Source organism: Burkholderia sp. MSMB1826, from assembly GCF_001526325.1.
Classification (GTDB): Bacteria; Pseudomonadota; Gammaproteobacteria; order Burkholderiales; family Burkholderiaceae; genus Burkholderia.
In genome coordinates this window covers 635,436-657,443 of sequence record NZ_LOYN01000010.1, presented here as the reverse complement: position 1 = coordinate 657,443, position 22,008 = coordinate 635,436, and the positions used below count along the sequence as shown (strand labels likewise).

Sequence of the window (22,008 nt, the reverse complement as noted above, 5' to 3'; positions counted from 1 at the left end):
TTGCGGCGGGATTTAAACGTATTGAAATTGGAATTCAAACAGCATGAATGCCTGATGATCGTCGTGCATCGGAAAACGCGGCTGTAAGAGTGTGTCCTCCATTGAATTCCGATGCGCCCGCATGATAGCCTGATTTCGGCTGGTAATCGCAGTGATTATTGAATTAACGAGTCGCTCGGGATTAAAAGCCGTTTGTATTTCAATGAAGGTTCTTTGCATCGTCTTTATTTTTTACGAGGAGAGAATGATGAAGGTCATGACGACGGAACAGGTCAGGAATGTGCATGGCGGCGGTGCGATCAGCTCGCTGGGTAGCCTCGCCGTTGACGCCGCGCCGGTGGTGACCGCGCTCGGCCAGTTCCTGCCGAGCCTCGGCAATTACCTGCAGAACCCGAAGACGTTCAATAACACCGGCAAGTAACCGCCGTGCGCGGGGAGGCGCCCCCCGCGTCAGATGCTGCGAAACAGAAGGAAAAGAATCGATCGCCGCAATGGAAATAAAGAGACTTCGAAATGCATTATTTCGAAATCGGGCGATTATCGGAAGACCGGGGTGCCGGATTATCACGTAATAAAGTGAACGGCCATTTGGCTTGCGATTGGCTGACGGCTGTTGGCATTCCGACAATATAAAGGCCACAACAAATGCGAGACATCACGGAAGAACAGGCCCGCCAGATTCGCGGCGGCGCGTCGCTTTACTCCAATTCGGCCGCCTATACGGTCGATCTCGTCAATCAGTCGATCGGGACCACGCTGCAGGGCCTGATGGCCCAGTACCAGGCCCACGCCGTCGAACAGTTCCGGATGTCGCTCGGCTCGTCGCACTGAGCGGCCCGCCGAGCGGCCGGCAACACCGATCTTCCGTCGCAGCCGGACGCGCCGGCTGCGCTCATGCGTATCGCGCACGACCCGTCGCGGGCCTGCACCGGCTGGCCCGGGCGGCGCGTCGTCGCGCCCCGGGTGCCCGACCATGCTCTTCAATACGCGTAAAGTCCGTCCGGTCCTGCAGGACGAAGTGACGGAGTGCGGCCTGGCCTGCCTCGCGATGATCGCGTCATGGCACGGGCGCGACACGACGCTGCGTACGCTGCGCAACCGCTATCCGGTGCGGATCGACTCCGGCCTGTCGTTTTTCGACCTGATGGAGATCTCGAACGATCTCGGCCTGCGCGCACGCGGGCTGCAGTTCGATGCGGGCGAGCTCGACGCGCTCAAGACGCCGTGCGTCCTGCACTGGGGGATGAACCACTATGTCGTGCTGACGAAGGTCGGCTACGGCAGCGTGCACATCGTCGACCCCGCGCTCGGCGAGATGAAGCTGCCGCTCGCGCAGGCGCTCACGCACATCACCGGCTATGCGCTCGAACTGAATCCGGACATCGGTTTCACGCGGGCCGGGCAGGCCGACCGGATCCGGCTGCGCGACTACCTCGAAGGACTGACCGGCATCCGCAAGAGCCTCGCGATCGGCATCGCAGGCGGCGTCGCCGCGCAGCTCCTGCTGCTGCTCGGCCCGTCGTACGTACAACTGACGATCGACGAAGCGCTGAAGAAGACCGACGTCGACATCCTGTACCTGCTGACGATCCTGTTCGCGATCGTGTTCCTGTTCGACACGCTCTACGCGAACCTCGTCGGCAACATCAAGAGCTACCTGCGCAACATCGTGTCGCAGCAGTTGTCGGCGAACATGGTCGGCCATCTCGCGCGGCTGCCGATCGGCTATTTCCTGTTTCACAACACCGGCGATTCGATCTCGCGCGTGTCGTCGGTGTCGGAGGTCGGGCGGTTTCTCGTCGACGGGCTGATCGGCGGGCTGCTGAACATCGTCACCTGCACGCTGACACTCGTGCTGATGCTGTATTACAGCCCCGTGCTGGCCGGTATCAGCCTCGCCGGGATGGTGCTGTTCGCGTTGAGCCGGCTCGCGATCCAGCCGCAACTGCAGGACGCGATGTCGCAGATCCTCACGCGCGGCGCCGAGGCCGATGCGCTGCTGATCGAGAACATCCGGTCCGCGCATTCGATCAAGCTGCTGTCGGCCGAGACCGCGCGCAGCAGCTTGTGGGTCAACGCGTTCACGCAGAAACTGCAGGCGATGCGCCAGCAGGAGCGGCTGCAACTGCTGTTCGATGCGATCTCGAAGGGAATCGTCCACGTCGAGCAGCTCGTGATCGTCACGTACGGAGCGTGGCTCGTGATGCACGGGCAGAGCACGATCGGCGTGATCTACGCGTTCATCCAGTACAAGAACCTGTTCGCGGACAAGTTCATCGATTCGATCCAGCTCTACGTGCGCCGCAAGGTGCTGCAGGTGCACATGGATCGCGTCGCGGACGTGTTGCAGACCGAAACCGAGGAACCCGCGCCGGATGCGGTCGTGCGGCCGGTCGACGGGTTCGACGGCGCGCTGTCGATCCGTGCGCTGTCGTACACGCCGAAGGGCGGCCGTCGCCCGATCCTGAGCGATGTCGCACTCGACGTGCCGGCCGGCGGCAAGATCGCGATCGTCGGCCGTACCGGTAGTGGCAAGACGACGCTGCTGAACCTGATCTGCGGGCTCGTGCGGCCCGAGCCCGGCACGCTGTTCGTCGGCGGCGTCGATCTCGCGGAAGTGAACCTGCGGCAATACCGCAAGCATCTCGCCGCCGTCACGCAGTCCGACCAGCTGTTTCGCGGGACGATCCGCGACAACATCACGAACTTCGCGCCCGCGCCGCGGATCGGCGCGATGTACGACGCGGCGAAGCTCGCGTGCATCCACGACGAGATCGAGCGGCTCGACCATCGCTATGACACGCCGCTCGGCGATACGCAGAAATTCCTGTCGGCCGGCCAGATGCAGCGGTTGCTGATCGCGCGGGCGCTGTATTGCGAGCCGCGCCTGCTGATCCTCGACGAATTTTCGTCGAATCTCGACCAGGCGACCACGCACGAGATCTGCCGCAACGTGCTGACGCTGCCGTGCACGATCGTGCTCGTCACGCACGATGCGTCGATCCTGTCGATGGTCGACCGGGTCTACCGGATGCACGACGGCGTCCTGACCGACGCGACGGACGCATGGCGCGCGAGCGAGGAGGTGCGGTGATGCTCGGGCGACTCTTCCTGCTCAATCCGTTCTCGTATGCGTTCCTGGTGCGTCGCGCGGTGCGCGCCGTCGCGCTGCGCACGTCGCCTGCGCGCGGGCTGCGACTGATGCGCTGGTGCTCGGGCGCGTGCCTGCGCTGCTTTCCGTGCATTCGCGAGTCGATCGAACGCGCGGTCGCTTACATGCTGGGCGCGCACCTGAACGACGATCCGCGGCGCGTGCGGGAAGTGTCGACCGCGATCGTGCGCGAGTTGTTCGAGGCCGAATTCGCGGGGCTCAAGCTGCGCACGCACAGCCTCGAATCGATGAAGACGATGATCGACGGGATGGCGTGCGAAGGCGACGACCAGTTGCGCGCGGCACTCGCACGCGGCGGCCCGCTGATGCTCGCGGGGCTGCATTTCGGCAACCTGATGCTGTTCGTCACGAAGCTGCGCTTCATGATTCCCGACGACCGCAAGCTGATGGTGATCCTGCACCGGGATGCGCCTGGCGCGTTCTTCGACGATGCGCTGCGGCTCGTCGCCGAGTACGGCGCCGGCGAAGTCGAATTCATCGACATCGAGGAGCGCGTGCACCTGCGGCGGTTGATCGCGAGCCTGCGGCGCGAGGCGCCGGTGTTCCTGCTGTTTTCCGACCTGCACGGCAAATTCGGCAAGACCAATCGCTGCCGGCTCGGCGGGCGCTGGGTGCGGATGGCCGGCGGCGGCGTGAAGCTCGCGGTCGAGCAGGGCATTCCGCTGCTCGTCGCGTATGCGACCGGTGTGCCGTTCCGCGATCGCTGCGCGGTGCATTTCACCGAGCTCGCGGCCAGCCCGCTCGTGCCGATGCTGGGTAGCGACGACGACGCGTCGCCCGTGCGCGCGACGCACCAGCGCATCGTCGACCGTCTCGATCAGGCGCTCGTGCGCCAGCCCGAGCAATGGCACTTCTGGGAACACTTCACGCCTTACCTGATGCCGACGCCGCTGCTCGATGCGGCCCCGCGGCGTCGCGCCTGACGAGCCCGCCCCATGCCGACCTGGAATTCCGCCCTCCGAGAACAGAAGCCGTCGCGCAAGCTCGCGCGCGGCACGACCTTCGGCACCGTGATTCACGGCGTCGTCGACGTGCCGGTGTCGATGCGGTTCTTCTGCTACCTGTCGCTGACGATGTTCGCGATGTTCGTGACCGCGCTCGTCGAACTGAGCTATGCGAATACCGAAAGCGTGTCGGGGATGCTGACGCCGCGCTCGGGGCTGATCGGCGTCGGTGCGCCGCCGGGGTGGGCGGTACGCGACGTCTACGTCGGCAAGGACCAGCACGTGAAAGCCGGCCAGCGGCTGCTCGCGGTGACGCGCGACACGAGCTTCGTCAGCCAGGCGAACAACGTGCAGGGAATGCGCGCGGCGCTCGACCGGCAGCGCGTCGAGGTGGCGCAGCAGATCGATGCGGCGCGGCTCGAATACCGGTCGTCGGTGCAGCAGATCAATCAGCAGATCGCCGCGCAGGGCGAGAGCCGCGGGCTGATCGACCGGCAGATCCAGGACCAGAAGCGCATCGTCGACGAGTACGGCGAACGGCGCGCGCGCGTGAAGCAGTTGCTCGACGAACAGGTCGTGACGCTCGAACAGTACAACCAGGTCAACACGCAATACCTGCAGGCCGGGCAGGCGTACCAGGACCTGCTGCTGCGCCGGGCCGAACTCGCGAAGAACGCGATGAAGCTGCGCGGCGATCTCGACACGATGCAAAGCAAGTACGACGGCGCGAACGCGGAACTGAAGATCAAGCAGGAGGAGCTCAACGCGAAGGAATACAACATCGACGAGAACGTGAACCAGGTGCTGTACGCGCCGGCCGACGGGCAGATCGTGCGGCTCGACGTCGTGCAGGGCGGTGTGATCGACCCGCCTGGCACGCGCGTCGTCGAGATCCTGCCAGCGAAGGCCGACGGGTTGATTGCCGAGGTCTACATTCCGTCGTCGAAGGCCGGCTTCGTGAAGAAGGGCCAGGAGGTGAAGGTTGCGTACGCAAGCTATCCGGTAGAGAAATTCGGCACGTATCGCGGCAAGGTGTTGTCGATCTCACCGGTCGCGTTCTCGGCGAAGGAGCTGAACCTGCCCGGCGATGCGGCCGTGCCGCAGACCTACTTCAAGACCTGGGTCGAACTCGCCGACCGCACGCCGTCGTTCGACGGCCGGCCGTTGTCGCTGCGGGCCGGGATGATGCTGAAGGCGGACATCGTGCTCGAGCGGCGCAGCCTGCTCGAATGGCTGTTCGAGCCGTTGTACCGGATCCGGCAGCGCCTGTTCGGCGTGCCGGCCTGAGTCGATGGCGAATCGCGACATCCGTCGCCGCCGCGCGCGGCCGGGCACCGTGCGTCCGCTGTCGCGCTGGCTCGGCGCGACGCTGTTCGCCTGCGCGGCGGCCGCGCAGGCCGCGCCGCCGCCCGACGGCGACGCCGCACCGCGCTGGCAGGCCGGCGCCGACGGGATCGGCTTCTGGCCGGGCGGCGATGCGGATGGCTTCGACGCGCGCGCCTGGGCGACCGATCCGGGGCCGGCGCGCGGCGGACGTACCGAAGCTTCGGTCGACGGACGGCAAGCGAACACCATCCCGCTGACCGCCCGCAAGATCACGCTCGGGCAGCGAACCGGCGAAGCAGGGCGCGCCTGCGCGGCCGCAGGCGGCGAGGGCGCGGACGGCATCGGCTTCGACGAGGGCCGTGCCGGCGGCGGCTGCGATCCGGCCGCCACGCACGATGCACCGGCGGACGACGCAGCGGCGCGCGGCGTCGTCCACGCCGAACGGATGCCGTACGAACTGCATCCGGTCGATCCGTCGCGGCTGCCCGATCTGCCGGCCGCGCAGGCGCCGCCTTTGCTCGAGCAACTGATGGGCGACGACCGCAACATGGTCGGGCTCGGCTGGCACTTCGTCGGCACGACCGGCCGCTCGACGCCCGTGACGACGCGCACCGACGCGCTCGGCCTGAACAGTTTCCAGAACGCGGGTTCGAGCCTGTCGCTCAGCAATACGAACACGCTGGCGTTCACGTTCACGCATTTTGTCTCGGAGCACTGGGCGGCCGAACTTGGCGCGGGCATTCCGCCGGTGCTGACGCTGCGCGGGCACGGCAGCATCGCGCTGCCGCTCGACCGCATCTTTGCCGGCGTCCACGGGCGCTTTCCGCTGATCGATCTCGGGAACACCCAAAGCAACCCGCTCGCGACCACGCGGGCCTGGCTCGGCTCGGTCGTGTTCAAGTACTACCTCGGCGAGCGCGACGACCGTTTTCGCCCGTTCGCGGGCCTCGGCGTCAGCTACACGCGCTTCACGAACACGAACCTGAATCCCGTGTTCCAGCGCAAGCTCGCGTCGCTCGGCGGGCTGCTCGCGGCCGGCGCGGACATCGGCAGCCTGCAGTCGCTGCTGCTCGATCCGACGTTGTTCCAGCGGATCTGGGATGCCGGCGGCGACCTGCTGCTGTCGGGGCGGACCAATGTGTCGGCGAAGGTGAAGAGCGTGTGGGAGCCGGTGTTCACCGTTGGCGCGAGCTACCAGATCACGCGCCGGTTCTGGGTCACCGGGATGGTGACCTACATCCCGCTGCGCACCAGGATAACGCTCGACATCAGCCAGCCGAACCGTACGCTTGCATCGAATACGTTCGATATTTCGGCGAACCCGGTGCTGGCCACCGTACTGCTGAACTTCCGCTTCTGACGGCGTAGCCGGCCATTTTCATGAATTTGACGCGCGACGCTGGGATAATGGTCGAGTTTGGCCGCGTCAATGATGGAAGGAGGCCCCATGGGCGACAACGATACCCGCACCGAGACCGACAACCGCACCGATACGCGCTCGATGGAGGCGCGCCAGCGCCGTTTCGAGGAGGATCTCGTCGATGCATACGACGAAGAGCTCGAGATGGAACTCGACGACCGCCGTTTCGACAATGGTGAGGACCTGCTGTTCTCGCCCGAGCGTCGCGAGGCGCGCAAGGAGTATTTCCGCGAGCTGTTCCGCCTGCAGGGCGAGCTCGTGAAGCTGCAGGACTGGGTCGTGCATACCGGGCACCGGCTCGTCGTCATTTTCGAAGGGCGCGATGCGGCCGGCAAGGGCGGCGCAATCAAGCGCATCACGCAGCGCCTGAACCCGCGCGTGTGCCGGGTCGCTGCGCTGCCGGCGCCGAACAACCGCGAGCGCACGCAATGGTATTTCCAGCGCTATGTCGCGCATCTGCCGGCCGGCGGCGAGATCGTGCTGTTCGACCGCAGCTGGTACAACCGCGCGGGTGTCGAGCGCGTGATGAATTTCTGTACCGACGACGAGTACGAGGAGTTTTTCCGCTCGGTGCCCGAGTTCGAGAAGATGCTCGTGCGTAGCGGGATCCAGATCGTCAAGTACTGGTTCTCGATTACCGACCACGAGCAGGAACTGCGCTTCCAGAGCCGGATCGAGGATCCGCTGAAGCAATGGAAGCTGAGCCCGATGGACCTCGAAAGCCGCCGCCGCTGGGAGGCTTATACGGCCGCGAAGGAAGAGATGCTGCAACGCACGCATATTCCGGAGGCGCCGTGGTGGGTCGTGCAGGCCGTCGACAAGAAGCGCGCGCGGCTGAACTGCATTCACCATCTGCTCGGCCAGGTGCCGTATCACGAGGTGCCGCGCCCGACGATCGATCTGCCGCAGCGCGAGCATCACGAGGATTACATTCGTCGGCCGGTGCCCGACAGCATGATCGTGCCGGAGATTTATTGATCGGTTCGCGCCGGTCGATCGCGATGCGATGAAGCGCGCCGCTCGATGCGGCGCGTTTTTTTTCGGGCGGCCGGTTGACGGCGGGCGATTCGGTTCGACAGGTTTTACCGTCTTTCGGAATGTCGGACGGACAGCCTCGACGGCATGCCTGTAGGGGGGGCGTCGATATGCGGCGACGCCTTCGAAACGGGGCGATTCCGACGCCCTGGGGAAACGACGAGCGCCGAGCGCGCCGGGCGTGCGCCGCTCGGGGCTGTCGCCGCAACGGCTCAAATCTCCGGAAAACCCGAGCGCCCCTGCGTCAGATCGAACAGTTCGACTCTTGCCGCGGCTTCGGCGGTTTCGGGCAGCTTGATCACGAGCTTCACCGTCATCCCGTACGCGCTGTCCACCAGCGCGTAGCCGGCCTGTTCGATCCAGCGACGCACGCGCGCTTCTTCCGGGTAGCCGATCTCGATCGCGAGCCGTGTGTGCCGAATGCGCTCGACGCGCTCGGCATCGAGCAGCGCCGATGCGATCGCGTCCGTATACGCCCGCACCAGCCCGCCCGCACCGAGCTTCACGCCGCCGTAGTAACGCACGACCGCGCCGAGCACGCCGTCGAGGTCGTGATGGCGCAGCACTTCGAGGATCGGCCGACCCGCGGTGCCCGACGGCTCGCCGTCGTCCGACATGCCCGACTGGCCGCCCGCCAGCAGCGCCCAGCACACGTGGGTGGCCGCCGGATGCTCGTCGCGCAGGCGTTGCAGTACCTGCATCGCGGCATCGCGATCCTCGACGGGAACGGCATACGCGATGAAGCGGCTCTTGCGGATGTCGAGTTCGCGGGTGTAGGCGGTGGCGAGCGAGTAACTCATGCGTCGCGCCGCGGAAAGCGTAGGGAAATCAAGGCGATGATGGTTGGTGGATGCGTTTGGCGTTGGCCCCGGGGGCGGATGGACATCGTCTGCCGGTGCGCGGGGCGAAGACGCAATTTTACCGTGGCGCGCGTCGAGAGGACCGGGTTTGGCTGGCGACTTCGGTCTGGACGGCGGAGGCCGGCGCGCGATAGGCGCTGCTTTCGCGCCCGAAACCGGATTGAAAAAGCGCCGGAGATGGTTCGGTATTGCGGATGTCTCGATAGCCGAATCGCCGATACAACCGCGCACTCGGAAGGAAATTCGCACGCTGATATCATGCGTTTTCTTTCGGAAACTGCGTCGAGCGATTGATCGTGACAGCGAAGAAGCCATTCAAAACGATTGCGATACGGGTCGTTCTCGTCGTCGTATTCGCCATGGCCGGCTATGGATGGTTCAAGTCGTCGAATCTGTCTTCGGCCGCCTTCCCGAGTCCACCGTCCCGATCCGAGGCAGAAGCATTTGCGCGTCAGGATGCATTGCGCTACACGGCCCGCGAAGTTTGCGACGATTATCGCCACTGGCCTGTCGTCTACGATTTCGATGCGCCGGTGTATACGGAAACGAAATATACGCTGGCGTTGATGGAGGCATTGACCGGTGTGGGATTCGTCACCCGGACGGTCGTGAAGAACCCGCATGGCGGGCCGGTTCAGTTTTATCCGCACGAGAAGCGAATTTACGACATTGCTCCGCGAGCGAAGCCGTACGTGCGCGAACAGGCCGGAACGTCCGCGACCGGCGGATCGCCAAAGGCGCTTTGCTTCGGCCGCTATGTATTCGATGGCTTCACTTCGGTCGAGGCGGATTTTTTCGTCGGCGATTCGTCGGACCGGTCGAAAATCAACGGGAGCGTCTACAAGGATCTTGACGGCGCGTACAGGACGGATGTCAGGTATTCGATACGGGCCGCGTCGAGTTTCGACGATTGGGCAAATGCCATCGATATGAAGTTGCACGGGCACACCATCCGTGACGAACATGAATATCGTCCGTATCGCAAGCTTGGGAATCTGATGTTCTTTAGCGGCTATGACGAATCCAACGGGCTGGACAAATACGTGTCGCTGGAATACGGCGACGGTAAATGGAAGTTCGCGCCGAAATCCTGATCGAGATCGCAATGAACGATACCAGGTGGAAGTGGGTTTTCCGTATGCGGAAATGGATCGCGGTATCGTGTTCGGCACTCGTGTCGATGGGCCCGATTCATGCCGACGCATCCGGAGATCGATGCGGTTGGCTCGACCTGTCGCAGAGTACGGTCAAGCGCGACGCGATCGAATTTCACGACAGCGAGCGGATCTGGCTCGTCAACCGGGATGCAGGGCAGTGGCCGCTCATTCGTCAGTCGGATATGTATCCGAACAGGGCGGCATCTTATGCGCATTCCGACGTGCGCGAAGAGGACCAATTGACCTGCGCGTGCATGGCGTTCGAGTCCGTCGACGGTGGCGTGGTCAGCAAAATGCGTCGGGCGCGCCTCATTCCGATCGAACGTTGCCTGAACGACCGGAATTTGTGGCAGCCACCGGCGTAGTTTGCAGCGAATATCCGTTGGTACGAAACGCGTCAGGCAATTGTGTCCGGCGTCGAGCGGGCCGACCGTCGAAGGGCTGAAAGCGTCGCGCCATTCCGGTCCGACGGCGGCAATATCTCGCAACGACGACTCGCCGCCATCGCCCGCTCGATCGAGGACGCAAGCACGGAGTCACGTTCGTTTATCGGTTCGTCCGGCGCATGCATGCCATTTTCAGACAAGGGTTCACGCCGGTTCGTCGAACCCGCGCGCGGCATCAACGCACGCCAACCGACGACCGTAGCGCCGCGCCCAGCGTGCGCAGTGCCTGCCTGGCGCGTGCATCGGTCAAATTCGAGTGGAGCACCACCTCGCGCGCGGGCAGCGGCGGCAGCCCGTACCGCGTACCCACGTCGACGGTGCCGGCGGGCGCCACGCGATGCCCGAGCGCCGCGACGGCAAGCCCTGCGGACACCGCCGCGCCGATCGTCGCCACGCCGCCGCCGACGAAGACTTCCGTCCATGCGACACCGGCTTGGTCCAGCGCGTCGACCGCCATGCGGCGCACGCTGCATGGTTCGGCCTGCGTGGCGAGCCGCAGCGGTTGCGGCGGACGGTGCTCGAAATCGGCCGCCGCCATCCAGCCGAACGACTCCGACAGAATGGTTTCGCCGTCGAGCCGCCGGCTGTCGTGCTGCAGCGCGACGGCCGCATCGAGCTGGCCGCGATCGAACGCATCGAGTACGTCGCGCGACGCGGCGACGCGGATCTCCAGCACGAGCGCCGGCTCCGCTTCGCTCATCCGCCGCAGCAGCATCGGGAGATCGGCGCCGACGACGTGGTGGCTGACGCCGATCACCAGCCGTCGCCGGCGCGTGCCGAATGCGCTGATCGCGCCGTGGTGAGCGGCCACCAGCTCACGCGCCGGTTCCAGGAACGCGGTGCCGTCGGCCGACAGGCGAACCTGCCGCGGCGTGCGCTCCAGCAGGCGGCGGCCGAGCCCGTCTTCCAGCCGCTTGATCTTCAGGCTCACCGCGGACTGCGTCGTGTCTAGCGCTTCCGCAGCCCGCGTGAAGCTCTTGAGATCGGCGGTCAGCACGAACGCCTGCACGGCTTCGATGTCGAGCGTTTTCATCGCACCCTCATTCATTTCCGAATCGAATCATTGAAATATTCTGCCATCGTCTTTTCAAATGATTCAAGGCCTTCTACGCTGCCTTCATGTCGTCCGGAATTCCGTCCGTTTCTTTCGCCAGGAGTCGATCATGCTGACCGCGTACTACGTGCACCGCCTGCCGGCGGACTACGACCTCGACATCATCCGCAATCGCGTGCGCGAGCGCGGCCGGCTGTGGGACGACACGCCTGACCTGCTGTTCAAGGGCTTCCTGCTGCGCGAGGCCGGTCGTCACGGCGCGACGGAAAACGGCTATGCGTCGTTTTACCTGTGGCGCAACGAACAGGCGTTCGCGCGGTTCGTGACGGACGGCCGCTTTCGGGTCGTGACGGACAGCTTCGGCCGCGCGCCGATCGACACGCAGGTTGCGCTCGACGCGCGCAAGGGCAGTGCGTCGACGGGACGTTTCGCGCGTCTGGAAACGATCGAGATTCCGGCGGACGCCGATCTCGACGCGACGCTGGCGCGGGAGATCGCACGCAATCGCGACGCGGCGGCTCGGCAGGGCGTGGTTGCGGCGACCGTCAGTGTCGATCCGCTGCGCTGGCGGCTGACGCGTGCGCTCGTGACGGAGCGCGAACCGGACGACGGCGGCGCGGGCACGGTGTACCAGGTCCTGCATCTGGCGAAGCCGTTGCTCGACACGCTGGAAGCGGGCGGCGCGTGATGGCCGGCATCGCGTCGCGATTGCCGGCCGGCGTGGTGATTGCCGCGCATCTGGCGGGGGTGGTGGTGGGGATCGCCGCGATTGCGGCGCTGGCGACGGTGCTGGCGCTGTTGCTCAGGTGAGCGAACTCCAGCATGGTGACGATTGACGCGGGAGCGCCGCGCGTGCGATGCATGGCGCTCCCGGTCGCTTCATCGTCGCCCAGTCAGTGGCCCTGCAAGCGGATATCGCGCGACGACGCGCCGACGTACACGGTCCCGCCCGGGACGACGCGCCAGCCGTTGCGCGACGTATCCCACACGCTCTGCATCCGCGGCGATACCGTCACACGCACACGCCGCGCTTCGCCCGGATTCAGCCGGATCTTTTCCCAGCCGACCAGCCGCTTCGGCGGCTCGTCCTTGTACGGCACGCCGAGATAGACCTGCGGCGTCTCCGCGCCGGCAACGCGTCCGTCGTTGCGCACGGTAAACGCCACGCTCAGCGAGCCGTCCCATTGCTTCGACACCGACAGACCCGAATACGCGAAGTGCGTATACGACAGGCCGTAGCCGAACTCGAACATCGGCTTGATGTTGCGCGCGTCATACCAGCGGTAGCCCATGTTCAGCTTTTCCGCGTACACCGGGTCGGTCTCGAACGTGCCGTTTTGCCCCCACGTCGGCGAATCCTGATCGCGCGCCGGGAACGTCACGGGCAGTTTGCCGGACGGGTTGACCGCACCGAACAGCACGTTCGCGATCGCCTTGCCGCCGGCTTCGCCCGGATACCACGCCTCGACGATGGCCGACACGTTGTCCTTCCACGGCATCAGCACCGGGTTGCCGCTTTGGACGACGACGATCGTATGCGGATTCGCGCGCGCGACGGCTTCGACGAGCGCATCCTGGTTCGACGGGTTCGCGAGGCTCAGGCTCTGCAGATCGCCGAAATCCTCGCCGGCCGGCTGCGCGACCACGACGATCGCGACGTCCGAGCGGCCCGCGAGCGCCGCGGCCTGGTCGATCTCCTGCTGCGTGTACGCGCGGAACGGCGACTGCTGGTCGCTGTTGCCCGCATACGTGACTTGCGCGGCCGGCGCCAACGCACGGATTGCGGCGACGATCGGCACGTCGACCTTGAGCCATGGATTGCGCCACCAGCTGCACCCGGTCGACGACCCGAACGTCAGGCCGCCGCAGCCTGCGAACGAACCCGATATGGGATCGCGCGTGTTGCCCGAACCGCCGCCGGACAGCACGGCCGCATCCGCATGGCCGCCGATCACGGCGATGCGCGACAGCGCCGACGCGACGAGCGGCAACTGGTTGCCGTCGTTCTTCAGCAGAACGATCGATTGCTCGGAGGCTGCCTGCGCGAACCGGTTGCCGGCCGCGAAATCGATCGTGCCGCCGCCTTTGGCCGGATCGTCCATCACGCCGACGCGGATCATCACGGCGAGCTTGCGGCGCACCATGTCGTCGAGGCGTGCGGTCGACACCGAGCCGTTCGCGATCGCCTGTTTGACGGCCGCAGGCGTCAGGTAGACGCTCGGCCCGACGTCCTCTTCCTCGTCGAGCCCGGCGTTGATCGCGGCGGCGGTGCTGTGCGTCGCGCCCCAGTCGGATTGCACCTGGCCCTGGAAGCCCCATTCGTTCTTCAGCACGTCGTTCAGCAGATGCGGGTTCTCGCACGCATAGGTGCCGTTCAGGCGGTTGTAGCTGCACATCACGCTGCCGGGCCGGCCGCGCTTCGCGGCGATCTCGAACGGCAACAGATACAGCTCGCGCAGCGTGCGTTCGTCGATCTGCGTATTGCCGCCCATCCGGCCGTGCTCCTGTTCGTTGCCCACGTAGTGCTTGATCGTGGCGATGACCTTCTGTCGTTGCGTGGCGAGCGTGCGTTCGGCGAGCAGGTCGCCGGCCAGCAGCGGGTCCTCGCCGAGATACTCGAACAGGCGGCCGCCGCGCGGCTCGCGCGCGAGGTTGGTGCCGCCGCCGAGGCCCATGCCGAATCCTTGCGCGCGCAACTGGATCGCGACCTGCTTGCCGAAGTCGTACGACAGCCGGCGATCCCAGCTCGCGGCGACCGCGATCGTCGCCGGGAACGTCGTGCTGGCCTGCGACGTGCTGCCGGAGCCGGTCGCCGAATCGACCATGTTCAGATCGGGAATGCCGAGTCGCGGCACGCCCTGAATATAGCCGGCGCCGCCGCCCGGCACCTTGGACATTTCGTATTGCGAATGAATGAATTGAAGTTTCTCGTTGAGCGTCATCTTGCGCACGAGCAGGTCGGCGCGCCGTTGCGCGGCGGCCGATGCGAACGCGTCGGTGGCGTCGCCCTGCGCATTGAAATCGGCGTCGCCGGCGTAGGCGGTGGTGCAGAGGGTCGCTGCCAGCACGACGGCCGGCCAGAGGGTGTCCCGCATGTTGCTCTCCATGATCGTATTGCCGGTTGTTCGGATGATGTCTGGAGCTGCGCGCGCCCGGTGGATTCGCACCGGACGCATTCGGCTGGCGATGCAGGGTGGTTGCGCGTCGGCATGCCAGGCCAGGCGGGGAATCGTTACGGCCGGTTGGGCTCGACCGGTCAATGCGGGCGGCGACGCGCTGGCCGCCCGACACTGTCGAATCGGATGTAGCGATTCTCTGCAACGACAAATGGTATGAATGTAGTTTGACTACAGCATCGGTGTTTCTACCGATACGTGCGATCTTTATTTCGTAGGGGCGCGCGGCGGGTCGGAAAGGCGGTCACCCTTCCCGATCGTCGGGATGAGGCGGGTAAGAAGTACTGAGTAGCAAGCGGTTTTGCGGCGTAGTGCGGCGGGATGGCGGTCGACTCGTTGCGTGCGCATCGAACGCGGGGAGGCGCGTCATGCGAACCCGCTCCCCGCGTGCGGCCGGCCCGGCTATTTCGTCACGAGTGCGCCGGTCAACCCCGCGCTGATCGCCGGCAGCAGCAGGTTCAGCACGCGGCTCGCGCGGACGAGCCCGGTGTTGTCGACATACACGATGTCTTTCGACGCGAGCGGGAACTGGTTCGCGAGCAGCATCGACACCGGCGACTGCATGTCGAGGTGATAGATGACGGGTTCGCTGTCGGCGGCCTTGCGCAGCACGAACACCTGCTTGGCATTCGACGTTTGCTGGTTGAGCTGACCGGCCTGCGTGAGCGCTTCGCTCAGCGTGAGCGAGCCGTCGCGCAGCGGCGCGACGGCTTGCGGCCTGACCACTTCGCCCATCACGTACACGGGATTGTCGTCGCGCGCGCTCACATGCAGCATGTCGCCGGGCTTCAGCATGATGTCCGCCGGGTTTTTCCCCGTCTTCATCATCTGCGCGACGTTCAGCGGATAGATCGTGCCGTTGCGGGTGAGCGTGATGCGGCTCTGATCCGCGGTCGGCGCAAAGCCGCCCGCGCGGCTGACGGCTTCGATCAGCGTCATCGGAATGTCGTTGATCGGCTGGGCGCCCGGGTTACGCACCTCGCCGTCGACGTAGACCTGCGTGGCGCGGAACGACGCGACGCGAACCGTGACCTGCGGCTTCACGAACACCTTCGCGAGTTCGGTCCTGACTTCGTGCTGGAGCTGCGCGACGGTTTTCCCGACCGCGTGGATCGGCCGCGGGATATACGGAAACTGCACGTTGCCGTTGCCGTCGACGACGAAGCCGGGCGCGGCGTCCGCGGCCTTCGTGTTCTGCACCGGCTGGCCGGCGGCCGTCGCGAATTCGGGGTGATCCCACACCGTGATCTGCAGCACGTCGCCGGCGCCGATCCGGTACATGTCCGCCTTCGCGAACAGGTTCGGCGCAATGGTCGCGCCGGGTGCACGTTTCTGTGCGGCGCGCATCTGCTCGATCTGCGTCAGGTCGATCTGCTTGACCGGCACCTGCATGTCGCTGGTGACGTCGCCGTTCTCGGCGGTCGTGACCGGCAACGCGGTCGAATTCATGTGCTGCCCCGGCACCGTGCAGGCGGACAGCGTCGCGAGGGTCGCGAACGAGAACGCCATGCACATGCGGCGCATGACTGTGCGAGTGTGGCCCGGCGCCACGGAGTCCAGCGGTTGAGCGATTTTCATTTTTGTGTCCAGCATCGTTGAATCGATTGTTACGTTATCCGGATCGAAGCGAAGGTGCCCGTCGCGCCTTCGCTTCGTTCTGCACATCGTGACGACACGCGCGGGCGGCATTCGGGCGCACGGCGACACGCGCGTCGTTCACGGCGAGGCGGCTCCCGGCATCGATTGTCAAACATTGCCAATGACGCAAGGTAGTCGTCATGCGCGGCTGGGACGTGACGGCGATTTCGACGCCGGTTCGCACGTCGCCGTGCCGATCGCGAACAGAGCGTAACGCAGGTTGAACGCCCTGGATCGAGCGGTGGCGGCTTAATGTAAGCCATCGCACGCAGCGTGCCGGACATCTATCGCATAGTGGCGCCAACGAACATGGTCGTGCATTTCCGACCGAATGTGCGGAGGCGCGAACGGCATCGTGCCGGCGTCCGACTCACTGTCTGCGAGAGATTTCATGACACGCTTCATTGCCCGTTCGAGGGCGCCTTTGCGGTTGGGTCTGGGCGGCGGCGGAACCGACGTGCCGCCTTATTCGGACCGGTTCGGCGGTCTGGCGCTCAATGTCACGATCGAGAAGTTCGCGTATGCGTCGATCGCGCCGCGCGACGACGCGAAGGTCGAACTGGTGGCGGCGGATACGGATACGCGCTGGATCGGCCCGGTGTCGCCGGTGCTCGACGTGCAGAAGGGCCTCGGGCTGCATGTCGGCGTCTACAACCGGATCGTGCGCGATTTCCACGGCGGTCATCCGTTGGCCGTCACGATCACGACGTGCTCCGAAGCGCCGCCGGGATCCGGGCTCGGCTCGTCGTCGACGATCGTCGTCGCGCTGGTCAGGGCGTTCTGCGAACTGCTGTCGCTGCCGCTCGGCGAATACGACATCGCGCACCTCGCGCACGACATCGAGCGAGAGGATCTCGGGCTCGCCGGCGGCAAGCAGGATCAATACGCGGCGACGTTCGGCGGACTGAATTTCATGGAGTTTTACGGCGATCGCGTGATCGTCAATCCGCTGCGGATCAAGCAGGAAATCAAGGCCGAGATGGAGGCGTCGCTCGTGCTGTATTACACCGGCGTATCGCGCGAGTCGGCCAACATCATCAAGGAACAGAGCAGCAACGTGACGGAAGGCGTCGTCGATTCGCTGGCCGCGTTGCACGAGGTCAAGGACGAAGCGGTACGCATGAAGGAAGCCGTGCTGCGCGCCGATTTCGAAGCGTTCGCCGCGTCGATGCGCGACGCGTGGGAATCGAAGAAGCGGATGGCGAAGAACATCTCGAACTCGATGATCGACGATCTGTACCGGGTCGCGGTCCGGGCCGGCGCGAAGGCCGGCAAGGTGTCCGGCGCGGGCGGCGGCGGCTTCATGATGTTCTTCGTCGATCCGGTCGAACGGTCGGCCGTGATGCGCGCGCTGGACGCGTACAACGGGATCAACGGCCAGGTGCTCAACTGTACGTTCACCGACATCGGTGCGCAGTCGTGGAGAAAGAATCAATGACGATCGGCGTGGAGAGCGAAATTCGCCAGACGCTGTCGGTGCTGACGGCGCTCGTATCCGACCGTGAGCAAGTGGCGCGGATCGAACAGGTGGCCGAACGCGTGACGGAAGCGCTGCGGACAGGCAACAAGATCCTGCTCGCGGGCAACGGCGGCAGCGCCGCGGACGCGCAGCATATCGCCGGCGAATTCGTCAGTCGTTTCAACTTCGACCGGCCGGGGCTCGCGGCATTCGCGCTGACCGTGGACAGCTCGGTCATGACCGCGATCGGCAACGACTACGGTTACGAGAAGCTGTTCGAGCGTCAGATTCAGGCGACCGGGCGCCCCGGCGACGTCTTCTGGGCGTATTCGACGTCGGGGCGTTCGCCGAACATTCTCCGCGCGCTGGAAGTGGCCAGGACGGCCGGCATGGTTTGCGTCGGCTTCACGGGCAACGGCCCCGGCGCCGCCGAGATGCGCACGCGCGCCGACATCTGCATCGAGATTCCGTCCGCGTCGACCCCGAAGATCCAGGAAGGGCATCTCGTATGCGGCCACATCATTTGCGGCATCGTCGAAGAGCGGATCTTCGCATGAACGCGATGCTGCCCTGCCTGATCCTGGCCGGCGGCCTCGGCACGCGGCTGCGCCCGGTGTTGGGCGACGCACTGCCGAAGGCGCTCGCGTCGATCGACGGCGAGCCGTTTCTGGGCTGGATGCTGCGCGGGCTCCAGCAGCAGGGCGTGACGGAGGTCGTGCTGTCGCTCGGCTACGGCAGCGGTCCGATCAAGTCGTTCGTGACGTCGCGCGACTTCGGCATCGCGATTTCCGTGATCGAGGAAGACGAGCCGCTCGGTACCGGCGGCGCGATCGTTCACGCGCTGAAGGCTCACGGCGCGCGCGACATGATCGTGATGAACGGCGATACGTGGTCGGACCTGGATCTGCGCGCGCTGTCGGCTTTCCATCACGCGACGCGCCCCGATCTCGTCGTGGCGGCCACGTGCGTCGACGATGCGTCGCGCTACGGCACGCTCGAATTCGATGCGACGTCGCGCAGGCTGTCGGCGTTCCGCGAGAAGCGGCCGGCACGGGGCTACATCAATGCGGGCACGTATGTCGTCGACGCGAGCAAGCTGCTCGGCTTGGCGCTGCCGGAGAAATTTTCGTTCGAGCGGGATTTCCTGGCCGAACGGGTCGACGCGCTCGACATCCGCGTATTCCCCGAGGTCACGTCGTTCATCGACATCGGCGTGCCGGCGGACTACCGGCGCGCGCAGACCGCGATTCCGCCGATGCTGGAGACCGGAACCAGTGAAGCGTAGAGCCCTGTTCCTGGATCGCGACGGCGTGATCAATGTCGACTACGGCTACGTCCACCGGCAGCAGGACTGCGTGTTCGTGGACGGCATCTTCGATCTCGTGCGGCTGGCCAATGCGAACGGTTACCAGGTGATCGTCGTGACGAATCAGGCCGGGATCGGCCGCGGATATTTTTCGGAGTTGCAGTTCGCCGCATTCATGAACTGGATGCGCCGCAGGTTCGACGAGCGTGGCGCAAGGATCGACCGCGTCTATTTTTGCCCGCATCACCCGGTGGCCGGGATGGGCCGCTACCGGCAGGCATGTGCATGCCGGAAGCCGCAACCCGGGATGCTGCACGACGCGCGGCGCGAGCTCGACCTCGACCTGTCGGCGTCGATCCTGGTCGGCGACAAGCCGTCCGATCTCGAGGCCGGTGCGCGCGCCGGCGTCGGGCGCCGTTTCCTGTTCGTGGGCGACCGGCCCGGCCCGGTGCAAGCCGATCAGGCGGCCGACGTCGTCGCGCGGCTGTCCGACATCGGTGCGGCGCTGCAACCCACGGGCGTCGTCGCGGCGGGTGCGTAGCGGGTCGCAGCCTCGACGGCTGCATGCCGAGATGAAACGAACGAGGACTCGACGACGGCTTGCCGGCCGTTGCGCCGATCGGGCAAGCGCGGGGCATCCAGGCTCCCGACGCAGTGCATTCCGGCCGGCACCGAAGGGCTTCCAGCCGGATTTTCAAAGACATGAACGTGAATCACAACGCGCGTAAGGCGGCGAAGCCAGCCGGATCTTCCATTCTGGAGTTCAGCATGAAGATGGACCGACCTGCATTGACCGGGCATCAGAACGAACCGAAACAGGCCGCCGGACATGCGACGCGGTTGTCGCCGATCGATTTGCTGGAGAACGTGCTCGACAACGGTCGCCTGTTTGCGGCCGTGTTCGCGGCCTGCCTGCTGCTGGCGATCGTCTATGCGATCGCGGCGACGCCCGTGTATTCGGCCGACATGTTGATCCAGATCGAGGAGAACAAGCCCAGCGCACTGGGGTCGCTGTCGTCGATCTCCAAGGCGCTCGATATCCAGAATTCGGCGGTGGTCGGCGAAATCGACATCGTCCGTTCGCGTTCGGTCGTTCTGGAAGCGATGAACGCGACGGCCGCGCAGGCCGAGGTGTCGGTCGAGAACCGGTTTCCGATCGTCGGCGGGCTGATCGGTTCGTTCCTGCCGAAGGACGCGAACGGCCTCGTCGACGCGCCGCTCGGGATGTCGTCGTGGGCCTGGGGCGGCGAGCGTCTGGAGTTCAGGACGTTCGAGGTGCCGGCCGCGCAGATCGGCAAGGCGCTGACGTTCGACTATCTCGACGGCAACCGCTTCCGGCTGACGGACCGCGGCGGCCAGGTGGTGCTGAGCGGCGTGGTCGGCGAGCCGAGCGCGAGCGACGGCTATCGCGTGGACGTCGCACGGATCGTCGCGCACCCCGGTGCGCAATTCCGCGTGCGGCGCGTCGCTACCGACGTGCGTCTCGACGCGATCCTGAAGAAACTCGGCGTGATCGAGACGAAGCGCCAGTCGGGCATCATGCAACTGAATTTCGAGGATCCGGATCCCGTCTTTGCCGCGCACATGCTCAATGCGATCGCCGCGGCCTACCTGAACTTCAACGCGAGACGCCGCGCCGACGATGCGGAGCGCAGCCTCAAGATCCTCAACGCGCAGATGCCGATCGTCAAGGCCCGGCTGCAACAGGCCGAGCAGGCGCTGAACACGTTTCGCAACCAGCAGGGGTCGATCGACGCGCAGGGCGATATCCGGCTGCTGGTCGAGCAACTGGCGCTCGTCGACAAGTCGCGGCTCGAAACCCGGCTCGAGTACCAGGATCTGCTGTCGAAATACGTGCCGGGGCAGCCGCAGGTCGTTGCGGCGGCCAACAAGCTGAAGGAGCTCGACAAGCAGGCTGCGATGTTGAAGGACAAGGCCGCGCGCCTGCCGTCGCAGCAGCAGACGTACTTGCGTCTCGCGCGCGACGTCGAGGTCAACAACCAGCTCTATGTCGGATTGCTGAACAATACCCAGCAGTTGCAGATCGCGGAGGCCGGCACGGTCGGCAACGCGTCGATCGTCGACAAGGCGGTCGCGAGCGACAAGCCGATCCGGCCGAAGCGCCTGATCGCGATCCTCGCCGGTGCGGTGATCGGGCTGATGCTCGGGTTTCTCGCGGCACAGGGCCGTGCACTGCTGGCCGGCCGCATTCGCGATCCGCATGACCTGGAAGCGGCGCTCGGCATCCCGATGCTCGGCATCCTGCCGAATTCGCGCCGCCTGGCCGATGCGGATGCGAACCGCACGCCGGCCTTCATCGCGACGCAGGAGTCGGCCGACGAGCCGCTGGCCGATGCGATGGACAGTCTGGCGCTGACGTTGCGACACCGGCTGGCGGCCTATGGCGGCGACGCGAAGGTCGTGCTGGTGTCGTCCGCCGCGCCCGCGCAGGGCAAGTCGATGATTGCGGCCAACCTCGCCTATCTGTTCGCCGAGCAGGGGCTCGAGACGGTGATCGTCGATGCCAACGTGCGCGCGCCGGCGCTGCATCGCTATCTGCCGGTCGCCGCGACGCCGGGCTTGTCCGACGTACTCAAGGGCGCGCTGCCGGCCGACGAGGCGATCACGCACGTGGCCGGGAAACTCGATGCGCTGTCCGCCGGCACCCAGCGCGCGTCGACGCGCAACCCGTTCGACGTCGCGCGTCTCGACAAGCTGTTCGTGTCGTTGCGCAGCGGCTACGACATGGTCATCGTCGATGCGCCGTCCGTGCTGCCGGTGGCCGACATCGCGGCCTTGTCGCGCGTGGCCGACATGACGTTGCTGGTCGCGCGCCAGGGTTCGGCGAATTCGGTCGGCATCGCGGACGCACTCGACAGCCTGCGCAAGATCGGTGTGCGCATCGACGGGCTGGTGTTCAACGGGTTCGAGCCGTCGCCGTTGCACGGCGTTCGCCGGATCGGCGCCGGCTTCGCCGCGGCGCGCGCGTGACCGCTCGGGAGGCGTCGATGCAAT

General features: G+C 65.6%; 20 protein-coding genes. 16 read left to right on the top strand and 4 right to left on the bottom strand.

Annotated features, from left to right (window positions below; all coding sequences use genetic code 11):
* The first annotated feature begins 244 nt into the window (after positions 1-244).
* From WS95_RS34655 to ppk2, 7 genes are all read left to right on the top strand, one after another.
* The gene (locus tag WS95_RS34655; RefSeq protein WP_006479216.1) at positions 245-421 is read left to right on the top strand and encodes a hypothetical protein; all 177 of its coding nucleotides are present in this window, start codon (positions 245-247) and stop codon (positions 419-421) included.
* A gap of 224 nt (positions 422-645) precedes the next feature.
* Positions 646-831: a hypothetical protein gene (locus tag WS95_RS04925; RefSeq protein WP_059783732.1), complete on the top strand. Its 186-nt coding sequence runs from the start codon at positions 646-648 to the stop codon at positions 829-831.
* Between the two features lie 142 nt (positions 832-973).
* Positions 974-3,094 carry a peptidase domain-containing ABC transporter gene (locus WS95_RS04920; protein WP_059822577.1) on the top strand — a complete coding sequence of 707 codons (2,121 nt, stop codon included), beginning with the start codon at positions 974-976 and terminating at the stop codon, positions 3,092-3,094.
* Positions 3,091-4,095 carry a hypothetical protein gene (locus WS95_RS04915; RefSeq protein WP_059822812.1) on the top strand — a complete coding sequence of 335 codons (1,005 nt, stop codon included), beginning with the start codon at positions 3,091-3,093 and terminating at the stop codon, positions 4,093-4,095. Before WS95_RS04920 ends, WS95_RS04915 begins: the two co-directional genes overlap by 4 nt.
* A gap of 12 nt (positions 4,096-4,107) precedes the next feature.
* The gene (locus WS95_RS04910) at positions 4,108-5,403 is read left to right on the top strand and encodes an HlyD family secretion protein (protein ID WP_059783727.1); all 1,296 of its coding nucleotides are present in this window, start codon (positions 4,108-4,110) and stop codon (positions 5,401-5,403) included.
* A gap of 4 nt (positions 5,404-5,407) precedes the next feature.
* On the top strand, positions 5,408-6,802 hold the full coding sequence (locus WS95_RS04905; protein WP_059822575.1) for an OmpW/AlkL family protein: 1,395 nt from the start codon (positions 5,408-5,410) through the stop codon (positions 6,800-6,802).
* 87 nt (positions 6,803-6,889) lie between these two features.
* Complete coding sequence (gene ppk2 / locus WS95_RS04900; protein ID WP_034204991.1) at positions 6,890-7,840, top strand: polyphosphate kinase 2; 951 nt, start codon at positions 6,890-6,892, stop codon at positions 7,838-7,840.
* Between the two features lie 269 nt (positions 7,841-8,109).
* On the opposite strand, the gene WS95_RS04895 is transcribed toward ppk2, so the two are convergent.
* Positions 8,110-8,697, bottom strand: coding sequence for an IMPACT family protein (locus WS95_RS04895; RefSeq protein ID WP_034204990.1), 588 nt, complete (start codon positions 8,695-8,697; stop codon positions 8,110-8,112).
* 356 nt (positions 8,698-9,053) lie between these two features.
* Between WS95_RS04895 and WS95_RS04890 the strand changes: the two genes are divergently transcribed.
* The gene (locus WS95_RS04890) at positions 9,054-9,851 is read left to right on the top strand and encodes a hypothetical protein (RefSeq protein ID WP_156444434.1); all 798 of its coding nucleotides are present in this window, start codon (positions 9,054-9,056) and stop codon (positions 9,849-9,851) included.
* The gene (locus tag WS95_RS04885; protein WP_156444433.1) at positions 9,827-10,279 is read left to right on the top strand and encodes a hypothetical protein; all 453 of its coding nucleotides are present in this window, start codon (positions 9,827-9,829) and stop codon (positions 10,277-10,279) included. Before WS95_RS04890 ends, WS95_RS04885 begins: the two co-directional genes overlap by 25 nt.
* A 256-nt stretch (positions 10,280-10,535) precedes the next feature.
* Here the strand turns inward: WS95_RS04885 and WS95_RS04880 are convergent, their stop codons facing one another.
* Entirely contained in the window at positions 10,536-11,393 is an 858-nt protein-coding gene (locus WS95_RS04880; RefSeq protein WP_034204987.1) for a LysR family transcriptional regulator, read from the bottom strand.
* A gap of 130 nt (positions 11,394-11,523) precedes the next feature.
* Between WS95_RS04880 and WS95_RS04875 the strand changes: the two genes are divergently transcribed.
* Both WS95_RS04875 and WS95_RS35580 read left to right on the top strand, forming a co-directional pair.
* The gene (locus WS95_RS04875) at positions 11,524-12,102 is read left to right on the top strand and encodes a DUF4865 family protein (protein WP_034206209.1); all 579 of its coding nucleotides are present in this window, start codon (positions 11,524-11,526) and stop codon (positions 12,100-12,102) included.
* Positions 12,099-12,224: a hypothetical protein gene (locus tag WS95_RS35580; protein WP_256980673.1), complete on the top strand. Its 126-nt coding sequence runs from the start codon at positions 12,099-12,101 to the stop codon at positions 12,222-12,224. The genes WS95_RS04875 and WS95_RS35580 overlap by 4 nt, the downstream gene beginning before the upstream one ends.
* A gap of 83 nt (positions 12,225-12,307) precedes the next feature.
* Here the strand turns inward: WS95_RS35580 and WS95_RS04870 are convergent, their stop codons facing one another.
* Together WS95_RS04870 and WS95_RS04865 are read right to left on the bottom strand one after the other, a co-directional pair.
* Entirely contained in the window at positions 12,308-14,509 is a 2,202-nt protein-coding gene (locus WS95_RS04870) for a glycoside hydrolase family 3 C-terminal domain-containing protein (protein WP_059822810.1), read from the bottom strand.
* Positions 14,510-14,992: 483 nt separating this feature from the next.
* Positions 14,993-16,105: a polysaccharide biosynthesis/export family protein gene (locus WS95_RS04865; protein ID WP_373557144.1), complete on the bottom strand. Its 1,113-nt coding sequence runs from the start codon at positions 16,103-16,105 to the stop codon at positions 14,993-14,995.
* A 514-nt stretch (positions 16,106-16,619) separates the two neighbouring features.
* Between WS95_RS04865 and WS95_RS04860 the strand changes: the two genes are divergently transcribed.
* The 5 genes from WS95_RS04860 to WS95_RS04840 all read left to right on the top strand — a co-directional run bounded on the left by WS95_RS04860 (position 16,620) and on the right by WS95_RS04840 (position 21,984).
* Positions 16,620-17,666, top strand: coding sequence for a GHMP family kinase ATP-binding protein (locus WS95_RS04860; protein WP_034206207.1), 1,047 nt, complete (start codon positions 16,620-16,622; stop codon positions 17,664-17,666).
* Positions 17,663-18,244, top strand: a complete 582-nt coding sequence (locus WS95_RS04855) for a D-sedoheptulose 7-phosphate isomerase (RefSeq protein ID WP_059500698.1) — start codon at positions 17,663-17,665, stop codon at positions 18,242-18,244. Before WS95_RS04860 ends, WS95_RS04855 begins: the two co-directional genes overlap by 4 nt.
* Positions 18,241-18,972 carry a nucleotidyltransferase family protein gene (locus tag WS95_RS04850; RefSeq protein ID WP_257139590.1) on the top strand — a complete coding sequence of 244 codons (732 nt, stop codon included), beginning with the start codon at positions 18,241-18,243 and terminating at the stop codon, positions 18,970-18,972. The genes WS95_RS04855 and WS95_RS04850 overlap by 4 nt, the downstream gene beginning before the upstream one ends.
* Entirely contained in the window at positions 18,962-19,534 is a 573-nt protein-coding gene (gene gmhB / locus WS95_RS04845) for a D-glycero-beta-D-manno-heptose 1,7-bisphosphate 7-phosphatase (RefSeq protein WP_059822567.1), read from the top strand. The genes WS95_RS04850 and gmhB overlap by 11 nt, the downstream gene beginning before the upstream one ends.
* A gap of 227 nt (positions 19,535-19,761) precedes the next feature.
* Positions 19,762-21,984 (top strand): GNVR domain-containing protein, encoded by a 2,223-nt coding sequence (locus tag WS95_RS04840; protein WP_257139589.1) that lies wholly within the window; start codon positions 19,762-19,764, stop codon positions 21,982-21,984.
* Positions 21,985-22,008 lie beyond the last annotated feature (24 nt).

Coding starts and splice junctions, on each gene's coding strand:
- WS95_RS34655 (WP_006479216.1), top strand. CDS start 245: ATGATGAAGGTCATGACGACGGAACAGGTCAGGAATGTGCATGGCGGC.
- WS95_RS04925 (WP_059783732.1), top strand. CDS start 646: ATGCGAGACATCACGGAAGAACAGGCCCGCCAGATTCGCGGCGGCGCG.
- WS95_RS04920 (WP_059822577.1), top strand. CDS start 974: ATGCTCTTCAATACGCGTAAAGTCCGTCCGGTCCTGCAGGACGAAGTG.
- WS95_RS04910 (WP_059783727.1), top strand. CDS start 4,108: ATGCCGACCTGGAATTCCGCCCTCCGAGAACAGAAGCCGTCGCGCAAG.
- WS95_RS04905 (WP_059822575.1), top strand. CDS start 5,408: ATGGCGAATCGCGACATCCGTCGCCGCCGCGCGCGGCCGGGCACCGTG.
- ppk2 (WP_034204991.1), top strand. CDS start 6,890: ATGGGCGACAACGATACCCGCACCGAGACCGACAACCGCACCGATACG.
- WS95_RS04895 (WP_034204990.1), bottom strand. CDS start 8,697: ATGAGTTACTCGCTCGCCACCGCCTACACCCGCGAACTCGACATCCGC.
- WS95_RS04885 (WP_156444433.1), top strand. CDS start 9,827: ATGGAAGTTCGCGCCGAAATCCTGATCGAGATCGCAATGAACGATACC.
- WS95_RS04880 (WP_034204987.1), bottom strand. CDS start 11,393: ATGAAAACGCTCGACATCGAAGCCGTGCAGGCGTTCGTGCTGACCGCC.
- WS95_RS04875 (WP_034206209.1), top strand. CDS start 11,524: ATGCTGACCGCGTACTACGTGCACCGCCTGCCGGCGGACTACGACCTC.
- WS95_RS04870 (WP_059822810.1), bottom strand. CDS start 14,509: ATGCGGGACACCCTCTGGCCGGCCGTCGTGCTGGCAGCGACCCTCTGC.
- WS95_RS04865 (WP_373557144.1), bottom strand. CDS start 16,105: ATGTGCATGGCGTTCTCGTTCGCGACCCTCGCGACGCTGTCCGCCTGC.
- WS95_RS04860 (WP_034206207.1), top strand. CDS start 16,620: ATGACACGCTTCATTGCCCGTTCGAGGGCGCCTTTGCGGTTGGGTCTG.
- WS95_RS04855 (WP_059500698.1), top strand. CDS start 17,663: ATGACGATCGGCGTGGAGAGCGAAATTCGCCAGACGCTGTCGGTGCTG.
- WS95_RS04850 (WP_257139590.1), top strand. CDS start 18,241: ATGAACGCGATGCTGCCCTGCCTGATCCTGGCCGGCGGCCTCGGCACG.
- WS95_RS04840 (WP_257139589.1), top strand. CDS start 19,762: ATGAAGATGGACCGACCTGCATTGACCGGGCATCAGAACGAACCGAAA.